At 63.9% G+C, this 18,248-nt stretch carries 21 protein-coding genes; 19 read left to right on the top strand and 2 right to left on the bottom strand.

Annotated elements, in window-relative coordinates:
• Nucleotides 1–103: 103 nt before the first annotated feature.
• Nucleotides 104–625 (bottom strand): hypothetical protein, encoded by a 522-nt coding sequence (locus tag ACSQ9E_RS16390; RefSeq protein WP_436218500.1) that lies wholly within the window; start codon nt 623–625, stop codon nt 104–106.
• A 10-nt stretch (nt 626–635) separates the two neighbouring features.
• Complete coding sequence (locus ACSQ9E_RS16385) at nt 636–1,286, bottom strand: S24 family peptidase (RefSeq protein WP_436218499.1); 651 nt, start codon at nt 1,284–1,286, stop codon at nt 636–638.
• 509 nt (nt 1,287–1,795) lie between these two features.
• Here ACSQ9E_RS16385 and ACSQ9E_RS16380 point away from each other — a divergent pair.
• The 19 genes from ACSQ9E_RS16380 (at nt 1,796) to ACSQ9E_RS16290 (ending at nt 18,187) form a co-directional block, all read left to right on the top strand.
• Nucleotides 1,796–2,056: a hypothetical protein gene (locus ACSQ9E_RS16380; protein ID WP_436218498.1), complete on the top strand. Its 261-nt coding sequence runs from the start codon at nt 1,796–1,798 to the stop codon at nt 2,054–2,056.
• Between the two features lie 275 nt (nt 2,057–2,331).
• A complete protein-coding gene (locus tag ACSQ9E_RS16375; protein ID WP_436218497.1) occupies nt 2,332–2,502 on the top strand; it encodes a hypothetical protein in 171 nt (56 codons plus the stop codon).
• Nucleotides 2,499–3,710 (top strand): DUF1376 domain-containing protein, encoded by a 1,212-nt coding sequence (locus tag ACSQ9E_RS16370; protein WP_436218496.1) that lies wholly within the window; start codon nt 2,499–2,501, stop codon nt 3,708–3,710. Before ACSQ9E_RS16375 ends, ACSQ9E_RS16370 begins: the two co-directional genes overlap by 4 nt.
• Nucleotides 3,697–4,548, top strand: coding sequence for a DUF6475 domain-containing protein (locus ACSQ9E_RS16365; protein ID WP_057202747.1), 852 nt, complete (start codon nt 3,697–3,699; stop codon nt 4,546–4,548). The genes ACSQ9E_RS16370 and ACSQ9E_RS16365 overlap by 14 nt, the downstream gene beginning before the upstream one ends.
• The gene (locus ACSQ9E_RS16360; RefSeq protein WP_436218495.1) at nt 4,545–4,997 is read left to right on the top strand and encodes a hypothetical protein; all 453 of its coding nucleotides are present in this window, start codon (nt 4,545–4,547) and stop codon (nt 4,995–4,997) included. The genes ACSQ9E_RS16365 and ACSQ9E_RS16360 overlap by 4 nt, the downstream gene beginning before the upstream one ends.
• A complete protein-coding gene (locus tag ACSQ9E_RS16355; RefSeq protein ID WP_436218494.1) occupies nt 4,994–5,413 on the top strand; it encodes a hypothetical protein in 420 nt (139 codons plus the stop codon). The genes ACSQ9E_RS16360 and ACSQ9E_RS16355 overlap by 4 nt, the downstream gene beginning before the upstream one ends.
• Nucleotides 5,413–6,006, top strand: a complete 594-nt coding sequence (locus tag ACSQ9E_RS16350; protein WP_436218493.1) for a hypothetical protein — start codon at nt 5,413–5,415, stop codon at nt 6,004–6,006. Before ACSQ9E_RS16355 ends, ACSQ9E_RS16350 begins: the two co-directional genes overlap by 1 nt.
• A 569-nt stretch (nt 6,007–6,575) precedes the next feature.
• Nucleotides 6,576–7,217 (top strand): phage tail protein, encoded by a 642-nt coding sequence (locus tag ACSQ9E_RS16345; protein ID WP_436218492.1) that lies wholly within the window; start codon nt 6,576–6,578, stop codon nt 7,215–7,217.
• 168 nt (nt 7,218–7,385) lie between these two features.
• Entirely contained in the window at nt 7,386–7,934 is a 549-nt protein-coding gene (locus ACSQ9E_RS16340; protein WP_436218491.1) for a phage tail assembly chaperone, read from the top strand.
• A 62-nt stretch (nt 7,935–7,996) separates the two neighbouring features.
• Nucleotides 7,997–8,248, top strand: a complete 252-nt coding sequence (locus ACSQ9E_RS16335) for a DUF1799 domain-containing protein (RefSeq protein ID WP_082604177.1) — start codon at nt 7,997–7,999, stop codon at nt 8,246–8,248.
• A gap of 131 nt (nt 8,249–8,379) precedes the next feature.
• Complete coding sequence (locus ACSQ9E_RS16330; RefSeq protein WP_436218490.1) at nt 8,380–13,086, top strand: tape measure protein; 4,707 nt, start codon at nt 8,380–8,382, stop codon at nt 13,084–13,086.
• Nucleotides 13,087–13,088: 2 nt separating this feature from the next.
• A complete protein-coding gene (locus ACSQ9E_RS16325; protein WP_436218489.1) occupies nt 13,089–14,021 on the top strand; it encodes a hypothetical protein in 933 nt (310 codons plus the stop codon).
• A complete protein-coding gene (locus tag ACSQ9E_RS16320) occupies nt 14,021–15,595 on the top strand; it encodes a hypothetical protein (protein ID WP_436218488.1) in 1,575 nt (524 codons plus the stop codon). The genes ACSQ9E_RS16325 and ACSQ9E_RS16320 overlap by 1 nt, the downstream gene beginning before the upstream one ends.
• Nucleotides 15,595–16,182: a hypothetical protein gene (locus tag ACSQ9E_RS16315; RefSeq protein ID WP_436218487.1), complete on the top strand. Its 588-nt coding sequence runs from the start codon at nt 15,595–15,597 to the stop codon at nt 16,180–16,182. The genes ACSQ9E_RS16320 and ACSQ9E_RS16315 overlap by 1 nt, the downstream gene beginning before the upstream one ends.
• On the top strand, nt 16,179–16,538 hold the full coding sequence (locus tag ACSQ9E_RS16310) for a hypothetical protein (protein ID WP_436218486.1): 360 nt from the start codon (nt 16,179–16,181) through the stop codon (nt 16,536–16,538). The genes ACSQ9E_RS16315 and ACSQ9E_RS16310 overlap by 4 nt, the downstream gene beginning before the upstream one ends.
• Complete coding sequence (locus ACSQ9E_RS16305) at nt 16,535–16,807, top strand: holin (RefSeq protein ID WP_436218485.1); 273 nt, start codon at nt 16,535–16,537, stop codon at nt 16,805–16,807. Before ACSQ9E_RS16310 ends, ACSQ9E_RS16305 begins: the two co-directional genes overlap by 4 nt.
• Entirely contained in the window at nt 16,804–17,400 is a 597-nt protein-coding gene (locus ACSQ9E_RS16300; protein WP_436218484.1) for a lysozyme, read from the top strand. Before ACSQ9E_RS16305 ends, ACSQ9E_RS16300 begins: the two co-directional genes overlap by 4 nt.
• Nucleotides 17,397–17,714 carry a hypothetical protein gene (locus ACSQ9E_RS16295; protein WP_157412507.1) on the top strand — a complete coding sequence of 106 codons (318 nt, stop codon included), beginning with the start codon at nt 17,397–17,399 and terminating at the stop codon, nt 17,712–17,714. Before ACSQ9E_RS16300 ends, ACSQ9E_RS16295 begins: the two co-directional genes overlap by 4 nt.
• Entirely contained in the window at nt 17,714–18,187 is a 474-nt protein-coding gene (locus ACSQ9E_RS16290; RefSeq protein WP_436218483.1) for a hypothetical protein, read from the top strand. The genes ACSQ9E_RS16295 and ACSQ9E_RS16290 overlap by 1 nt, the downstream gene beginning before the upstream one ends.
• Nucleotides 18,188–18,248 lie beyond the last annotated feature (61 nt).

Genomic DNA, 18,248 nt, shown 5'->3' with positions numbered 1-18,248 from the left:
CTGCGCCGCCGGGCGCACATCCCGGCCTCTGCCTTCAGCAGCAGCATGCATCAACCATCAGCCAATACTGCATCACCTCCACTGGGTGCGGCGGTTGCAGGTATCAGACTTTCAACGCAGAAATCTTCACTGCGCAGTAGGGCGCGTGTTCTGGGTCGGCAAACCCTGCCAGTTGAACCGTCTGGAAAATTTCATCCAGATGGCCTTCATCGATCAGGTCGGTTGATTGCCTGTACTTCGAAATGGGCTCGAAGGACAGTATGGAGAAGAACCCATTGATGTCCGCTACGTCGACGCCCATGCAGTGAAAGCCTGCGAGCGACAGTGCGGGGTTGCCCAGCGGGTGCCCGAAGCGTTGGTGCTGCCACGCGGCCACGGGTTCGGGGACCTGGATGGCGATCAGGTTGCACGCGCCGTTGGCCCGGATGGCATGTGCCACCGATTCCAGCGTTTTTTGATCCTCGATATGCAGGAGCTGGTACAGGTTCTCCTGCAGCCCCAATTCTGTGGCGATGGCGGCATGCATCGCATCGTGCTGGCTCCAGCCCGACAGCCCTACGCTGGGGATTCCATCGCAGGGCCAGACGCGGATGTCGAAGCCGATGCAGGTGTATGTGGAGGTCATCAAAGGGCGCTCAATCATTGCTCCACAACGCCGACTTCGCTATCCCCGCCACATACTGGATCACCTCCACCTCATCCTCCGGAATGCTGATGCGCGGATGCGCCTCGTTCACCGAATCGAGGTGCACCATCCCATCGCGCACATAGGCCAGCTGCTTGACCATGACCTTGCCGCTGCGCTCGCGCACCAGCACCTCATCGCCGGGCATGAAGCCATGGCTGGGCTCGATGACGACGAACTCGCCGTGGCGGATGCGCGGCTTCATGCTCTCGCCCTTGCAGCGCAGGGCGTACGCATTGGGGTCGCGCGTGGGCCAGTTGATGCGGCCGTCGCCGTGGCCCACGGGGTACTGCAGCTCGCAGAAATAACCGTCGTCGCCCAGCTGCGCGGTGCCCACCACGGGCACGCCTTCGGGCGCGAGGATGCGGGCGGCCTCGCTGCCGGCGCGCAGCAGCGAGGGGAACATGGTGCCCAGCGCAAGGTTTGCGCGCTTTTCGAGGTTCAGGGCGGCGCGCTCGCCGAAGGCCTCTTCCTCGTCCAGGTACTGCGTCATGCGGCCCTTGCTCACGCCGAACTGGTCCATGAAGCGCTGGCGGTCGGTGCCGAAGTGCTTTTCGAAGTAGGCGGTGAATTCCGCGCGGCGGGTGCTGTCGTTGCTCATGGTTGCGCAGTTTAGCTGTAGCTAAATTTTTGGCAAGTTGTTTTAGCTTGTGCTTGACTATTTGTTTAGTTAAAACTAAACTGCAGGCCATGAGATTCACGGACTGGCTGGATGCCGAACCTGGTCGCAACAAGGCGGTGGCAGAGCACTTTGGCTTGACGCCGAGCGCCATCACGCATTGGCGCCGGGCGGTGCCCCGAAGCCGCATGCACGAGTTGCATGTGCTGACGCAAGGGGCGGTGGACTTTGCGGGCATGTTGCCGCGATCCCGGGGGGCAGCAGCCCCGGCGGACCCCGATCCAGGGGTGGATTGATTGATGGATTGATTGACGGGGCGGATGGCCAGCGCCATTTCGATCCCTTGATTTCTCCTTCCATGGCGCTGACGCAGCATGCGCCATGGACTTTGCCCGGCGCTGCTTTTGGCGCCGGGCGCTTTTCTTCAATGGGCCAGTGCGCTCCCTCGGGAGCGTGGGCGCCCGCACGCCTTGTGAGGAGTTTGACGAGCCATGCGATCACCACCATCCCCCATCCACGCGGGCCCCAACGCCTTCGAGTCGGTGCGCCCACGGGGTACCGATGCTGCGCGCAACGCCTTTGCACGCCGGCCCGAAGTGCCTGCTGGCTCGGTGCTGCTGTTCAACCGCCGAGGCTTGCGCACGGTGGGCCTGGCCCCGCGGGTGCTGGGCTCCATCTGCATTGAAAGCCGGGCCCAGTCGCAGGCCAGCCTGGACAAGAGCCGCCGCATTGCGCGCGACTGGAGGCAGTGATGGCGGCTGGCAACACCTTAGAACCTGTTCAAGATCTTTTTGCAGCCGCGTTGGAGTGCAATCGGGATGAGTGGATGCTTCGGGTGCGCCGCATGGGCTCATGCCCATGCAAGCAGCCGGGGCGTGCAATCGCCCGATTTCACTCCAACCCGAAGGGCAAGTGCCTTTTCGGGCGGTCTGCGGCGTTGCGGCGCTTGCCAATAGCCAGGCTATTGGCTGCACCCCGCGCCTTGCATCCCATCCCGAAAAGGGACTTGCGCGGCTTCAAAAAGATCTTGAACAGGTTCTTTCAGCGCCTGACTTCCGACGTACTGCGTGCTGCCGCGCAATCGGCGGCCGCGCAGCACATTCCTCTGGCCGAAGCCAACCACCACGAGCCGGGCACCGCGTTGTGGGCGCAGTTCAACGAAGCCTATGCCGCAGGCACGGGGCAGGAGGGCGCGTGAGCAACAGCAGCAATGCCAAGGGCAGCGCAGGCCTGCCCGCACCGCTGACCTTGCCCGCGTGCGACCTGAGCGATTTTGCGTACATGGAGCTCGATGTGCGGCGGCTGCGCGACTCGAAGTTCGCGGCCGCTGCCGAGGGCGAGGCGTTTCGCGCGGGCATTTTGCTGTGGTGCGCGGCCTGGCACCAGGTGCCCGCCGCTTCGCTGCCCGACGATGACGTGGAGCTGGCCAACCTGGCCGGCTATGGCCGCGTGCTCAAGGAATGGAAGAAGGTGCGCGCCGCCGCGCTGCACGGCTTTGTGAAGTGCGCCGATGGGCGCCTGTACCACCCGGTGGTGGCAGAGAAGGCCATTGCGGCCTTTGCCGCCAAGGAGAAGTACGCGTACGAAAAATTCTGCGACCGCCTGCGCAAGGAGAACGCCAAGCGCGCCAAGGAGGGCAAGCCGCCACTGGACGTGCCCACGCAGGCCGTGTGGAAAGCGGGGGCCTCCCCGCAGGGAATTGCGCCGGCAGGTGGGGGCCATGGGCCACAACAGGGCGACGGCTTTCCGCCGGAAATCCTTCCTCCGTCCGCCGGAAATCCACCGGAAACCGGCCTTAAAGGGAACCGAAAGGAACGGAGCGGAGAGCGAGACAGAGAAGGAGAAAGAGAAGGAACGGATCTTTTTGGAGAAGGCAGCACCGTTGCTGGCGCAACGGGCGGCGCCGCAGCGGCCCGGGGGCAGGGCGCCGCCGTGGGCGTGGCGCCCGCCAGCCGCAGCGGCGATGCCGGTGCTGCCCTGCCACCCCAAGGGCCGGCAGACGGCCTGACGCGCGACGAGCTGTGGTCCGTGGGCAAGTCGCTGCTGCAGCAGGCCGGCATGCCCAAGGCGCAGTGCGGCAGCTTTGTGGGCCGGCTGTGCAAGGACTACGGCAACGACATCGTGATCGACGCAGTGCGCGCCACCTGCGTGGCCCGCCCGGCCGACCCGGCCCAGTACCTCAAGGCCATCTGCATGCGCGCCGCAGGGCAGCGTGGAGCTGGCCCCACCGCAGGCACCCACACGCCGGGCCTGGTTGCGCCGGCCAACCGGCAGGAGGCGCTGGAGCAGCGCAACCGCAGCGTGGCCGATGCCTGGGCGGCCGAGGTGCCCGAGGCCGCCAATCACCCGCAGAAACCTCACCACCCCACCACCCATGGACAGGAGCAACCGCATGCAGCCCTCTGAACGCGCCCCGTTTGCGCAACTGGTCACCGACGTGCTCGCCTACTACCGGCAGGACGCCAGCCGCTTTGTGCTGGACCTGTGGTGGGGCGCGTGCCAGTCGTTCGAGCTGTCGCAGATCCGCCAGGCCATGCAGCGCCACGCGACGGATGCCGAGCACGGCCGTTTTGCGCCGCGCGTGGCCGATGTGGTGCGCATCCTCGCCGGCACGGCGGCCGACCGCGCCGCGCTGGCCTGGGGCAAGACGCTGGAGGCCATGGGCAGCGTGGGCGCCTACACCGACGTGGTGTTCGACGACCCTGCCATCCACGCCACCGTGCTGGACCTGGGTGGCTGGCCCAAGGTGTGCCGCACCGACCTCAAGGAGCTGAGCTACCTGCAGCACCGCTTTTGCGAAAGCCACCGCGCCTACACCGGGCGCGGCAGCTTCGACTACCCGCGCTGCCTGGGCGGCGACCGCAGCCCCGACAGCGAGTACGCCAAGGTCGGCCTGCCCCCGCCGCGCATCGCATTCATTGGCAATGCGGAGCGCGCACGCCTGGTCTACGAAGGCGGCAGCGCGGTGGGCAAGACGGCAGTGCGCTTTCACACGCTGCAGGCCCTTGCGGCAGCGCCGCGCGCCGCAACCCATATGTCTTCTGCAGCGCCGCGTGCCGCAACGCACATGACTTCGGCAGCGCCGCAGCCCATGCAGCGCGCAGCAGCACCTACCGGCAGAGCCCCGGCGCAACCACGGCCCGGCGCATTGCGTGCCGCGCCCGTGGTGCGCCGGCCCTCCTACCACCAGGGCGCCGCCAACCAACCATTGAACACCACCGCAGAAAGGACGTACCACCCATGAAAGCCATGCTCATCAAATCCCCTGACGGCCTGCGCGGCAGCACGCCGGCCGACCAGGACGCCTGGGCCCGCTTTGCGCGCAAGCTCGAAGTGATGAAACCCGGCACCTGCCTGCGCATGGAGTGGAGCCGCCCGCGCAACGGCCCGCAGCACCGGCGCCTGTTCGCGCTGCTGCAGGTGGTGGCCGAGAACAGCGAGATCTACGACACGCGCGAGAAGGCGCTGGTGGCCGTCAAACTGGCGGCTGGCTACTGCGACGATGCCATCGACCCGCGCACCGGCAAGGCGGTGCCCATCGTCCAGTCGATCCGCTACGAGGCCATGGACCAGCAGACCTTCGAGCGCTTCTACGCGGCGGCGCTCGATGCGGTGCTGCAGGTCATTCTGCCGGGCATGGACCGCGCCACCCTGCAGCGGCTCATCGCCATGGTCGAGGAGGGCTGGGCATGAGCGCCGCGCTGTTGGCTGCCACGCGCCTGGGCACGAGCGCTGCGGTCTGCGCGTTGCTGCAAAGCGATGGGGCAGGGCCGCCATGCCCCGCGTGCCAGGCCGCGCAGGCGCGTGCACACAGCCCCCTGTTCCGCGCCCACTGCCATGGCTGCAAGGTGCGTGCGCTGGCGCAGGGCCCGCAGTTCTGGCGCTCGGTGAAGGGGGGCGCCCACACCGATGCCTACCAGGGCGAGCTGGCCGCCGTGTTCGGCGCGGCCGGCGCCGCTGCGGGCCATGCCGTGGTGCTGGCGGAATACCGGCGCCTCGGGGCCCTGCGGGACAACGCCGCGCGCTGCGGCGTGTTGCCACCTGGCTCGCGCAGTGATGCCATTGATGGCATCAACACCCACAACAACCATCCAGGACGAGCATGCTGATGACCGACCACACCAACAACCACCACCGCACCGTGGAAGAGGCCTACACCCGTGCGGGCACATCGTCCTCCAACCTCAAGGTGGACCCCGATCGCCGCGGCGATGCCGACGTGCTGATTGCCGCCGGCTGGTCGCCCGGCATGCTGGGCGGCGCGCTGATGCGCCTGCGCGGCGAGTGGGACAGCGTGGCAGCGCCACGCTTCACGCAAGACAGCACAGCGCACCAGCGCCGCAGCCACCCCGATGCCGATGCCGTGCAGTTGCTCTCGCGCCTGCGTTCGCTGGCTCAGGTGCTTGAAGCAGTGGAGCGCTGGGCCGCTGCCAAGGGCCTGGCCGATGCGCGCACGCTGGCGCGCACCAGCGTGTGCTATTGGCTCGACCCGACCTGCCGCACCTGCCTGGGCCGCGGCAGAGCGCTGGTGCCCGGCACGCCCATGCTGGGCCGTGTGTGCAAGGCCTGCGGCGGCAGCCGCAAGGCACGCGAACCCATGGGCCAGGAAGGCCGCCGCATGCTCAACATGCTGGACGATTGCGTGAGCCGCAGAAACCAGTCGATGAAAAAACGCTTGCACAACGCCATGCATCGCGGTTAGAATTGCACCAGACGATTGCAGAGGGTGCTTACCCTCTCGCCCGTCGCCCCTCTGTTGATTGCCCGCAGCCACAGCCTGGCTCCTCGCCTGTAGCGACTGCGGTAGTTAGTTGGGGTGGTGTGTCGTCTTGAATTTTGTCAATCCCGCATGGTTTGCCCTGCGGGATTTTTGCTTTTGCGGCCCTGCTTTGTTGGCAGCGGCCCTGGTTTCGTTCTCCCTCTTTTTCCACTGTCCAACGTGCATGGCGCACCCGCGCTGCGCGCGCGTTGCGGCGTGCGCCAACATCCATTCGCCGAGGTCTCCATGAACCCTGCCACCAAAGCACTGCATGAAACCCTGATCCGCCTGGCCAAGGGTGCGATCACCGCTTGGGAGCAGTGGCTGCACAAGCAGCAGCCGCCGCAGCAATCCTGACCCACCGTTCACTCTGCCCCGCGGCAGGCCGCTCTTCTGGATCTTCCGGGGACACGCCTGCCCCACGCCACGCAGACCTTGCGCCGCACCTGTTTGATGCGGCTTTTTTGTTTGTTTGTTTGTCACTTCATTTTCTCCACTGAAAGGCCCATTCCATGGCTGTATCTCTGCCCGACGGCGCAACCATCGCCATTGCAACCACCTACGGCTCGGTCAAGACCGTGACCGCCGTTACCAACGCCAACCCCGGCGTCATCACCTCGGCCGCGCACGGCCTGCTCAACGGCGCTTTCTACGAGCTCAAGTCGGGCTGGCAGAAGATCAGCGACCGCGTGTTCAAGGCCGCCAACGTGGCCACCAACGCGCTGGACGTGACCGGCATCGACACGACGGACACCAACCGCTTCGCGGCCGGTACCGGCGTGGGCAGCCTGCGCGAGATCACGGCCTGGACGCAGATCCCGCAGATCCTGGAGTTCACCACCAGCGGCGGTGACCAGCAGTTCGCCAACTTCTCCTTTCTGGAAGAAGACTACGAACGCCAGCTGCCCACGGTGACCAGCGCCCAGTCGATCCAGATCGGCATCGGCGACGACCCATCGCTGCCCGGCTACCAGGCCCTCAAGGCCGCCGGCGAAGCCCGCGCCATCCGCGCGCTGAAGGTCACCCTGCCCAACGGCGCCGTGCTGCTCTACAACGGCTTCGTGTCGTTCAACGAAACGCCCACGCTGACCAAGGGCAGCGTGATGCAGGTGCGCGCCACGATCTCGCTGCAAGGCCGCCCCACGCGCTACTGAGCGCGCCAGGCGCCGTAAGGCGCTGTTCTCTGTGCCTGCAGTCACCTCTGGTCCTGCAGGCAGGACCCCCTGCACCGACCCGGCCCTGTTCGCTCCTTCGAGGGGGCGGCAGGGCTGGACACGGGCTCTTCGTTTTGTTGACTGTTTCTCCCTCGAAAGAAAATCACCATGGCCAAACTCGTTATCGGCAAGTCCACCCCCAAGTCCTTCGCACTCAAGGTGGAAGTGCCCACCCCGCACGGGCTCGACGAAGTGAATTTTGAAGCCCGCCACTTGGCCTCCACCGTGTGGGCCAAGATGCGCGAGCAGCACGCCGAAGCCATCGGCAAGACCGTGCAGACCCTGTTCGACGCCGCGCGCCAGGAGGCCGAGAAGGCGCATGCCGCCGAGCAGAAGGACAAGCCCGCCGCCGCCAAGAAGCCCGCCGGCAAGAAGACGGCGGCCGCTGCGGCCACCGATGCGGTGGAGGCGTCGGACGCCGACGCCAAGGAAGCCGCCATCACCGCGCTGATCAAGCCCGTGAAGGAAAGCGACATCGCCAGCCTGCGCGCCCGGCACAGCGCCGAGCTGATCGTGCAGATCGTCACCGGCTGGGACCTGGACGAACCCCTGGGCGTGGACGCCCTGGTCGACATGTGCGACAGCTACCCCGGCGCCGCCGAGGCTGTGTTCAAGGCCTACAACGAAACCCGCGAAGGCTTGCGCCTGGGAAACTGAAGGACATCGGGCGCGCGCCCTACCAAAAGCCGCCCGATGAATCCGAGCTGGCCGTGTGGGGCATGCGGCCCAGCGACTTCCCCGAACAGACCGTGGAAGTCTGGCCCGAGCACGTGGACGCCTGCCTGCTGTTTTGCAGCGTGAGCACCCAGTGGCGGGTGGGCATGGGCGGGGCGACGGGGCTGGACTACCCGGCGGTGTTTGCGACCCTCGATCGGCTGCACCGCGACAAGACCGATGACGAGCGCGATGCGATCTTTGTGGATGTGCAGGTGATTGAACGGGCGGCGTTGGAAGAGATGAATGGCAAGTAGTCCTTTGCGACCTTCATGACCTATCCCTGGCGGATTTTGTGGGCCACCGGGCCGAATGTTGAAAGCCAGCTTGGCTAGCCACCTTGTGTGGTTTTCTGCCCGTTCCATTTGCGGGCTCATCGGAGAATGCGATGTCTATTTTTGAGAGCAAGAAGCTAAACGACATTGTCGGCGCTGTGAATGTCGACACTTATGTAAGAGCTGCGGACGCAGTCACCAGTCTTAATACTAGCCTGATGCAGGCGACAGGAAGCAGCGCCGCTGCGCAGAGCGCTTACGAGGCTCTGCTGGGGACGGCGAATCGCTCACGAATCGGTGTCGGCGAGCTTGGCAAGGCCTATGCAAACATTTCCATTGCTGGCCAGCAGGCGGGCATCGCGCAGCAGCGCCTTTTGGCCGTAACGGATAGTGTTGCCAGTGCAATGGTCGTCGGTGGGGGCAGTGCTCAAAACCTGAAGGTCGCGCTGGAGAAGCTGAGCGAAGCCATGGGTGCTGGGGTTGTTAGTGGCGAGCAACTCAAGGGCATGATGGACCAATCGCCTCGCCTCGCACAGGCATTGGCGGATGGGCTGGATGTGCCTATTGCAAAACTTCGAGAGATGGCCGCCGCAGGAAAAATATCTGCCGACCAGGTGGTGACAGCTCTGCAAAGCCAGAGTGGCGCGCTTGCGAAAGAGGCGGCGACAACGGCTCTGACTGTCGAACAGGCGTTCAACCAGCTAACCAGTGCTGGTACTGCAGCTGTGGGATCGTTTGACAAGACGTCGGGTGCTTCAGCTGCGCTTGCGAGCGCAATTAGCTCTGTTGCAGGGGCTGTTGGAGCGATGGGGGCAGCCTTCAAAGAAAACACCGTGGTTGTGAACACAGTAATGGGGGCTTTGACTGGCGCAGTGGCAGTTTCCGCACTTACCAGTGTTCCACGAGCGATTGCCGCGATCGGCGTTGCAGTCACCGGTCTTGGTGCCACATTGGCCTTGCATCCCGCTGTTCTTGCTCTTTTGGGTGTGGGTGCAGTAGTAGGCGGGACGATTGCTCTGATCAGGCAGCGATCTGACACTTTGGAAGGGCTTGACGGGCAGATTGCAATTCTTCAAGACGCCAATAAGCGGTCTGAAGCAGCTCTGCAGAGAGCGTTGGACGCTGGTCGGACCTCGGGAGCAGATCGTATTCGCGAAACCATGGCAGGTCGCGACAAACAGATATCCGACTTGAAAGCGAGGATCGCTGTTGAGTCTTCGGCCGGAATTGATAACCGGGCGGAAGATGCGCGGTTTGAAAGAGGCGTACTAGAGCAAAGGCTGCGCCAATCCAATCAGGGAAAAAATGCGCCCGCCACCCAGCCACGTAAACCATCGCAGGAGTCCAATGCGGATCTCGACACTTTACTCAAAGTGAGGCAACTGGTTGCAGATCGGCGGAACAAGGAATATGAAGAAATCGCTGCAGCCGTCCAAGCTGACGAGCAGGCGGCTGCCAAGTCGATTCAATCTATTCAAGAGCGAATTGCAGGGCTGAATTCAGAAGAGAAGGTGCTGGAAAAATCACGCTCGCTCAATGTGAGCCTGGCCGAAGCGATCGAGATTGTCGCTATAGAGCGTCTGAAGGAGCAACAGTCCCAACGAAATCCGGGTACTGGAGGCTGGGACACCCTTCAGCAAGAAATCGACAGGCGTCAAGAGCTTTTGACGGCCATAAGTGCTAAGGTTTCTCGCGAGAAGTCGGAAGAAGCGGGCAAGAAGGCCGTAGCGCAGTCAGAGGAAGCAGCCAAGAAGGCGCAGGAAAAATCGGAAGAAGCGGCCAAGAAGGCCCAGGAGCAATGGAAAGCTACAGCGGACAGCATCAACAAGAGTCTGACCGATGTGTTCATGAAGAGCCTGGATTCTGGCAAGGACTTCGGTAAAAACCTTGGCGACGCGCTGAAGGAACAGTTCAAGAACCTGGTGCTTAAGCCGACCATCAGCGCTATGGTGAGCCCGATTTCGGGAGCGCTCAGCACATTGGTGTCCGGCGTTATGGGGGGCAGCAACGGCCCGCTGGCAACCGTGGGTGGTGGCTCGGCCGGTGGAGGCCTGTTGGGTAACCTGATGACAGTCGGTCAGATTGGCTATCAGACCTATACCGGCCAGGGGGTGATGGGGTCCGTTGGCAATGCAATTTCGGGGTGGCTGGGAGGTAGCGCCGTCACAACAGCAAACATGGCTGGTCCGATTGCAAGCAAGGCCGCACTCGACGGCACTGCATCGTTTGGTGTCAATTCACAGCTCGGCAACACGTTGGGGGGCGCGGGAACTGCGGGCATGGGGTTCATGGGGTATGCCGCCATCATGGCAGTGCTTGCGAACGCGATGGGGTTTTTCCGCAGCAAGAACATTGTCGGCTCAGGTCTGAAAGGGACGCTTGGCGGAGCCACGCTTACACCTTGGGAGGAAGAACGTACCGGGGGTACTCTGTTCTATGGGGCGGATTTTGAGACCACCGACCCTATTGCGCGATACAAGGAACTCAAGCGACGTGACCAGGAGGCCATCGCTCGCTTCAAGGCTGAGGGTGCTGTAAGTGGCGTCTCTGCCACTTACAACGGCCAAGCTTACGATCGCACGCTAGCTGCATCCAGCATCCTCAACTACGGAACCTACGACGAGGACATGGAGCGGATGATCGGCTTGGTGCAGGCTCAGTCCGATGGCATCCAGAAGGGCTACAACGAGTTTCGCAAGAATCTTGTCGGTATGGCTAACGACCTTGGGCTGGCGGGTGACAAGATCGCGGACTTCACTTTCGACCTGGGCCAGCAAGATCTGAACTTTCAAGGGCTTGACGACGCGAAGATTCAGGAGAAGATCACTGTCGCATTTGGCAAGGCCGGTGCGAGCATGGCGAAGGAGGTCCTCGGGCAGTGGATCACCGAGACGGTGGACGTCATCAAGAGTACGCAGCTGAGCCAACTGACGGATTCGTCCGATGCTCTCTACAACGTAGAGGTCGAGCAGGTCACGCGCAAGCGCTACGAGCCGAGTGAATATGCTAAAGCGGGCGAGACTGCCTTCGATACATTGACGCGCTTGGCGACGAGCTTCAACACGCTCAACGAGGCGAGCGACGCGCTGGGGTTTGGCATTCACCAAGGTAGCTTAGCCCTTGCCGACTTTGCCGATGACTTTATTGAGGCATTTGGCGGGTTGGAAACGTTTACCAACAGTACCAATGCATTTTTGAATGCGTACTACACCGACGAGGAACGCAAGGATTCGATTATTCGCAGCGCCGTGCGTCGGGCTGAGGGATTGGGCATTCAGGGATTGACGTACGACAAAATAAAAAATGGCACTCGCATGGAGTTTCGCGAGTATGTCAACTCGGCAACAGATAACCCCGCGCTGTACAAAGACGCCATTGATCTGGCCCTGATGCTTGATCCGGTTTTTGGTTCGTTTGAAGCACAAACGCCCGTGGTTCAGGATCTGTCCAATGTTGTGGATGAACTAACCCAGAGCTATCAGAACGCCGTGGAATCGCTCACCAGCGATCGTGACAGCCTAGCGGTGGAATTATTGCGTGCTCAGGGCGATGAGAAGGGCGCCAAGGCCCTGGAGAAGAGCCAGTACATGGCCCAATTTGCTGGCCTAGACGAGGTGCGCCGTAAAGAGATCGAGACGCTTTACGACGCCAATGTCGCCACTCGCGCTTACATCCAGGGCATCAAGGACGCAGCACAGGCCCAGCTCGATGCGCTGACGCGGCAGCGCGACTCTGCAGTGCAGATGGTCAACACAGCCAGCAGCAATACCGATGCAGCTTTTGCACGCTTCGAGGAAGCGACGAACAAAGAGCGTGAAAGGCTGCAAGGTGTCATCGATGCTGCGCGCGGTGTGTTTGATGCGACCAAGGCGGCAGCCCAGTCGCTGCTCGGCGAAGTGGAAGCGGCGGTGCAGTCCGAGGGCCTGCAGGGGCGCGACTTCATCAGCGCGTCCCTGGTGGCGGCGCAAACCACGGGCAAGCTTCCAGACGGCAAACTGCTGTCCGAGGCCATTGAGGCCGTGGGCAAGGATTTCGCCGCCACGACCTATGCCAGCCAATCCGAGGCCGACTACGAGCGCCTTGTGGTGGCGAATGAACTCAAGGGGCTGCAGGACATAAGCGGCGACCAACTCACCGAAGCGGAACGCCAAGCCGAAAAGCTGGACAAGGACTTGGAGCAGGGCCGCGAAATGATCAGCGCGATGCGTGGCATCGATACCAGCGTTGGGACCTTGTCGGAAACGCTGGTTGCGCTGATCGGGGCCTACAACCAGGAGTCGCGGATTCGGTCCAATGTCGCGGCGCAAGGCGCGTTGGGCAAGGACGGTGCGTACTACAACTACCAGACCGGCACGGGACTGAACTCATCGGGCGTGTACTTCGAGGGGGCCGCCATCCGCGAGGTGGCGGCCATTGCACTCGACCAGGGCGCAACGGCCAAGGACATCTACGACGTGATTGCCGGCAGCGGGTTTTCGCTGGCGCAGGCCGAGGCCATCCTGGGTGCCACGCCCGGCAGCTTCGAGGATATCGCCAAGCAGATGGACTGGCCAATCTTCCACCGTGGTACGCGCAGTGTGCCCCGCACCGGCTTTGCCCTGCTGCAGCAAGGCGAGGCGGTGATTCCCGCTGCCTACAACCCGTTTACTGCCGGCCGCGGCTGGAACAACAGCAACGACATGCTGAGCGCCATGGAAGGCGTGCGTGCCGAACTGGTCGAAGTGCGGAGGCAGAACGATGCACTGCAGCGCTCCGCATCGCGCACTGCCGATGCCGTCAACGGGCGGCCCGAGGCCCCCATGCTCGTGGAGAACGTTTAAACATGAACATCATCGACAACATCACCATCACGGACACCATGGTCGGTGTCGGCACCACCATTGCCGAGCCCTCCACGGGCGAGACGGCGTGGGCCTCTGGCGTGGCCTACGCGGTGGGCGACATCCGCATCCGCACGGCAACGCACCGCAAGTACAAGTGCGCAGCCGTGCACACCAGCGCAGCGACTCCCACGCCCGAGAACGATGCCACTCGTTGGGTGGACATCGGCCCCACGGACCGCATGGCGCCGTTCGACATCTACACCAGCACGCAGGCGCTGGCCACGGGCAGCTTGACCTATGTGCTCAAGCCGGGCTATTTCAACAGCCTCGCGCTGTACGGCCTCACGGGCGGGCAGTACAGCGTGGCGGTGCGCGATGCACCGGGCGGCGCGGTGATCTACGCGCGCTCGGGCTTTCTGGTGGACGATCCGCTGGGCTGGTACGAGTACCTCTTCACCACCGCGCGGCCGGTGGGCAAGCTGGTGTTCACCGGCATCCCGATCCGCCCCGCGGCCGAGCTCACGCTGACCATCACGGCAGCGACGGGGCAGCCGGTGGGTGTGGGGATGATCGTGGTGGGCGACTACATCCCACTCATCAGCGACGAGGCCCAGTGGGGCGGCACCCAGTACGGCGCATCGGCCGAGCCGGTGACCTACAGCTACATCAAGACCAATGACGACGGCACCACCAGCATCGTCAAGCGCCACAGCGCGACGAACCTGCGCGCCAGTGTGGTCATGCCGCGCGAGCATGCAGACGCCGCGCTCAAGACCCTGCAGCGCGTGCTTGATCGCCCTGTGGCTTTCTTCGCCACGCCCGCCAAGGGCTACGAGGGCCTGAACGTCTTCGGCATTGCTTCCTCCTCGCCCGTGGGCTACGACAGCTTCGGGCATGCCTCCATCAACATCAACGTGAAAGGGCTCATCTGATGCCAACCAATCCTCCCACCATTACTGCGTTGCCCAGCCCACCGGATCCGAATGACCGCAGCAGTTTCAATGTGCGCGCCTATCCTTGGAGTGTGGCGCAGCAGACGCTGGCTACTGAGGTGGCGGCGGTGGCGGCCAATGTGAAAGGCAATGCGGATGAGGCTGTTGCCGCAGCGGCCAATGTGGTCACTCAGGCGGGAATTGCAACTGCCCAGGCTAACGTTGCCAGCTCTGCGGCGATCACCGCTTTGACTTCGCCAGGTACCAGCGCGACAAGCACTACGTCGCTGACTTTTGCAACAGGGCTACAGAATTTGACCATTCAGCCTGGAAAGGCATTGGTCCCTGGCCAATCATTGGTCATCGCGTATTCGGCGATGCCCACCCTTCAAATGGTGGGAACCATCGAAAGCTATGAAAGCAGTACCGGTGCGCTGCAAGTCAGGGTGACTTTCTATAACGGCACTGGCAGCCAGGCCTCCTGGATTGTCAGCATTGGCGCAGTGGCTTTTTCTGGGCCGGCCAACGTTGAGCGAGAAATTCGAATCGGCAATGCGGCATTGAGCCATTCAGACAAAGGAAAGTTCATAGATACCTCGGGTACGTGGAGTCAGTCCTTCGAACCTTGCACTACCTTGGGAAATGGGTGGTGGTGCTACTTGGGGAATTCTGGATCCGGGGACATCACGCTCGATCCGAGTGGCTCGGAGCTTATCGATGGTCTAGCTGGATACATGCTGTATCCGGGCGAGATCCGCCTGGTCATGGGCGATGGAAGCTCGCTGCGCACTGTTGTCCTCAAGGCATACAAGAGAGAGTTTCTGGTATCCGGCACATGGACGAAGTCACCTGGCTATCGCCAATTCGAAGGCATCACCATTGATGGTGGAAATGGCGGTGCCGGTGGTGCCGCCGGGAACTTTACCCATGAGGCTGCGGAGTCTTACGCAGCTGGCGGTGGGCCTGGCGGCGCTGGCGGTGCTGGCGGACTTGTCCGCACGTGGCTGGGCTTCTATGAAACGCTTGGCACGACAGAAACCGTCACTGTGGGGTCTGGCGGGGCTGGTGGAGCCAGCTCGGGCGGTCCTGGTGGAGTCGGCGGTGTGTCCGGAATCACTGGAGGTGGTTACACCGCGCTGTTGGCGGCCCCTACTACCGCCACAGGAGGAACGGGTGGACAGGCGGCTAACTTTCCCTATACCCCTGGTGGAAATGGTCAGGCAAGTGGTCCAAGCATTGACTACCTTCGGTCACCGGCAGGTGGAGGCGGTGGCGGTGGGGGCGGGCAAAGCGGAGGCAGCAACACAAACGGTGGTTTAGGTGGAGCATCGCAAGCGGCGGTATCTCGTACGGGATCCAGCGGGGCGGGAGGAGCCGGCGGTGCGGGGGCTGGGGTCGCCTATGTCGCAGGTATTTCGGGTGTGGCAGGCAGTTCGGCAACCTGCCGCGGTGGTGGAGGGGGGGGCGGCGGAGGCGGGGGCGCGGGGCGCGGCTATGGCGGTGGATCGTGCTTCAACGGTGGGCCTGGAGGTGCTGGCTTTGCGGGCAGTGTGACCGTCTGGGGAGCAATCTGATGATCAATCGATATTCCGTTGTTGTGGACGGGCGCGTTGTCAATCATGTCGATGCAACAGGCGAGTTTGCCGAGGCCCAGAGCTGGGTACTGGCCCAAGCCTCCCTCGTTGGAGATCTGTGGGATGGCGAAAGCTACGTCACGCCTGCATCGGTGCTAGAGCCCTTGTCTATTCCTCTGTCTGTGGCGCAGGCACGCGCCGTTTCCTCGATCGACGTGGCCGTAGATCACATCTACGCTGTCATGCTCGGCAATCGCCAGCCAGAGTACGAGGCTGCTGAGCGTCAGGCAAGTGCTTTCGCCGACAGCAGCTATGCCCTCCAGCCCGTGCCCGGCATGGTGCAAAGCTGGGCTACCGCCAAGGGCTGGCCTGCCGCCCAGGCTGCCGACGATATCCTGACCCAGGCTGCGCAATGGCGTGCTACGCAGGAGCTGATCCGCGCGCAGCGCCTGCTGCGCAAGGAGCAGGTGCGTTCGGCATTGGACGCCGATGAACTGGCTGCGGCCATGCAGGCCTGGTCTGCATTCGTCGCCACCGTGCGAGCCCAACTGGGTCTGGTGAGCCCTGCGGAAAGTGAGGCGCCATGACCTTGTGGCCCCTGTGCGACCATGGCACGCAGGTTCTCATCGTGATGGACCAGTTGCGCAATGCGCTGATTTCACCGTGGGATGGGACGCTGAGCGATAGGGGTGAAACGCTGTCGGTGCGCAGTTGCCGGGCGCACGGTGACGGCAAGGCCTTTGGGCGGCTGAACATGCCCGTGAGGGTCCCGCTGTCTTGTGGGCAGGGGCCAGGCCATCGCCACCACGCATTCATCCGTGGGCACGAGCAGCGCCACCTGCGCCACGACGACCAAGCCGCACCAGCGGCTTTTTTTTCGCCCGCCTCTCGCCCACCAGGCGGCGAGGGCCTGGGCGGCGACTGCAAGGAGCAGCACCCATGAGAAACGAAACCATCGACGCCCTGGGCGCCACCGGCAGCAAGACCATTGCGGCCGGCGCGGGGCTCACCAGCTTTGGCTGGATCACCTCCAACGAGTTCCTGGGGCTGGTGGGCGCCATCGTGGCCGTGGCGGGCCTCGCGATCACCTGGTACTACAAGCGCGAGGCGAACCGGCGCCATGCGCGCGAGCACGAGCTGCGCATGGCGCGGCTGCGCCGGGGCATGGACACGCCGGACACCGACCTGGCCGAGCAGGGGGTGGACGAATGAGTGCCTCCAGCTCTGCCTTCACCGACCGCAGCCTGCGCTACTTCCCCCACTTGGTCGGCTCCCTCGCCCTGGCCAGTGCCGGCGTGCTCACCTTCCTGGGCCAGTGGGAGCCCGATCCGCGCGACCCTGGCCTGGTCTATGCGGACAAACTGGCTGGCGGGTTGCCCACGGTGTGCAAGGGCATCACGCGGCATGTGACCAGCACGCCGGTGATCGTGGGCCAGCGCTGGACGCCGGCGCGCTGCGCGCAGGAAGAGGGCGCCGCCATCGAGGTGCTGCAGCTGCGCCTGGCCCAGTGCTTCACGCGGCTGCCACCACAGAGCGTGTTCGACATGGCCACCAGCCATGCCTGGAACAACGGCGTGGGCAACACCTGCGCAAGCCAGGCCATGCTGGCGTGGAACGCGGGCGACTGGGCGCTGGGCTGCCGGCGGCTGGGCGTGTCCGACAGTGGCAAGCCGGTGTGGAGCTATGTGCGCTCCGGCCGCATGTTGCCCGATGGCAAGCCCGAGATGCGCTTTGTGCATGGCCTGGCCAATCGGCGTGCGGCGGAGACGGCAGCGTGCCTGCAGGGGCTGGAGGCACGGCCATGACTGCGATGGTGGATATCGTCCTGGGCATGGTGCTGCTGACCATGCCGCCCACGCCTCAGCCGGTGACCTACACGGCCACATCGGGTGCGACCACGCTGGGCTACAGCAGCGTGGCTGGCTGGGTGCCTGCGGAGCAGTGCTTCAACCGCTGCCACACCATCGCGAACGAGCCCGTGCCGCTGCTGCGCGGCGAGTTGTCGCTGGCGGACATGGCCGACCTGGGCATCGTGATTCGCCGCGACGGTGTGCCCGTGCTGTCGTTCTGGCGCTTCTTCGGCAATGTGCCTGTGGCCTATGTGGAAGGGGGGCGGTAGTGGCGCCGCTGCTCATCACCCACACCGCTGCGGCCGTGCTCGGCGCGGCCTTGGCCGCCGCCGCTGCCTGGCAGGTGCAGGACTGGCGCCTGGGTGGCCAGATCACCAGCCTGCAGGCCACCCATGCCACCGAGCGTGCACGCGCCAGCCAAGCCGCATGGGCGGCAGAGCGCGCTACCTCCATCAAGTACCAAGGAGCCCTCAATGTTGCACGCACCCGTGAAGCCGCTTTGCAGCGCGATGCTGCCCGCGCTCGCGCTCTGTCTGACGGCCTGCGCGAGCAAGCCGCCGACGCCGCCCGCCGCATTGCCCATGGCGCTGCCCCCGCCGCCGTCGCTGAGTACGCCACTGCCGTCGGTGAGCTATTCGCTGACTGCAGCCGAAGCTATCAAAGCCTGGCGCGCCAGGCAGATGGCCACGCGGCTGATGCGCGAGCCCTCCGCGACGCCTGGTCAGGAATGACGACCCCCTGAGTCGCTTCGCGCCTTCCCCCTGAAAGGGGGACGCCGGCAGTGCGGCGGGGCGGCCCTTGCG

This window comes from Acidovorax sp. LjRoot118, assembly GCF_964253575.1.
Taxonomy (GTDB): Bacteria; Pseudomonadota; Gammaproteobacteria; order Burkholderiales; family Burkholderiaceae_C; genus Acidovorax.
The sequence above is the reverse complement of the archived record's forward strand: the minus strand, read 5'-3'. Positions and strand labels throughout refer to the sequence as shown.

Excerpts from the sequence above, each read along its gene's own strand:
- ACSQ9E_RS16355 (WP_436218494.1), top strand. The coding sequence starts at position 4,994 with ATGAGCGCCGCGCTGTTGGCTGCCACGCGCCTGGGCACGAGCGCTGCG.
- ACSQ9E_RS16300 (WP_436218484.1), top strand. The coding sequence starts at position 16,804 with ATGAGTGCCTCCAGCTCTGCCTTCACCGACCGCAGCCTGCGCTACTTC.
- ACSQ9E_RS16310 (WP_436218486.1), top strand. The coding sequence starts at position 16,179 with ATGACCTTGTGGCCCCTGTGCGACCATGGCACGCAGGTTCTCATCGTG.
- ACSQ9E_RS16340 (WP_436218491.1), top strand. The coding sequence starts at position 7,386 with ATGGCCAAACTCGTTATCGGCAAGTCCACCCCCAAGTCCTTCGCACTC.
- ACSQ9E_RS16385 (WP_436218499.1), bottom strand. The coding sequence starts at position 1,286 with ATGAGCAACGACAGCACCCGCCGCGCGGAATTCACCGCCTACTTCGAA.
- ACSQ9E_RS16365 (WP_057202747.1), top strand. The coding sequence starts at position 3,697 with ATGCAGCCCTCTGAACGCGCCCCGTTTGCGCAACTGGTCACCGACGTG.
- ACSQ9E_RS16325 (WP_436218489.1), top strand. The coding sequence starts at position 13,089 with ATGAACATCATCGACAACATCACCATCACGGACACCATGGTCGGTGTC.
- ACSQ9E_RS16305 (WP_436218485.1), top strand. The coding sequence starts at position 16,535 with ATGAGAAACGAAACCATCGACGCCCTGGGCGCCACCGGCAGCAAGACC.
- ACSQ9E_RS16345 (WP_436218492.1), top strand. The coding sequence starts at position 6,576 with ATGGCTGTATCTCTGCCCGACGGCGCAACCATCGCCATTGCAACCACC.
- ACSQ9E_RS16330 (WP_436218490.1), top strand. The coding sequence starts at position 8,380 with ATGTCTATTTTTGAGAGCAAGAAGCTAAACGACATTGTCGGCGCTGTG.
- ACSQ9E_RS16335 (WP_082604177.1), top strand. The coding sequence starts at position 7,997 with ATGCGGCCCAGCGACTTCCCCGAACAGACCGTGGAAGTCTGGCCCGAG.
- ACSQ9E_RS16350 (WP_436218493.1), top strand. The coding sequence starts at position 5,413 with ATGACCGACCACACCAACAACCACCACCGCACCGTGGAAGAGGCCTAC.
- ACSQ9E_RS16380 (WP_436218498.1), top strand. The coding sequence starts at position 1,796 with ATGCGATCACCACCATCCCCCATCCACGCGGGCCCCAACGCCTTCGAG.
- ACSQ9E_RS16315 (WP_436218487.1), top strand. The coding sequence starts at position 15,595 with ATGATCAATCGATATTCCGTTGTTGTGGACGGGCGCGTTGTCAATCAT.
- ACSQ9E_RS16295 (WP_157412507.1), top strand. The coding sequence starts at position 17,397 with ATGACTGCGATGGTGGATATCGTCCTGGGCATGGTGCTGCTGACCATG.
- ACSQ9E_RS16390 (WP_436218500.1), bottom strand. The coding sequence starts at position 625 with ATGACCTCCACATACACCTGCATCGGCTTCGACATCCGCGTCTGGCCC.
- ACSQ9E_RS16360 (WP_436218495.1), top strand. The coding sequence starts at position 4,545 with ATGAAAGCCATGCTCATCAAATCCCCTGACGGCCTGCGCGGCAGCACG.
- ACSQ9E_RS16320 (WP_436218488.1), top strand. The coding sequence starts at position 14,021 with ATGCCAACCAATCCTCCCACCATTACTGCGTTGCCCAGCCCACCGGAT.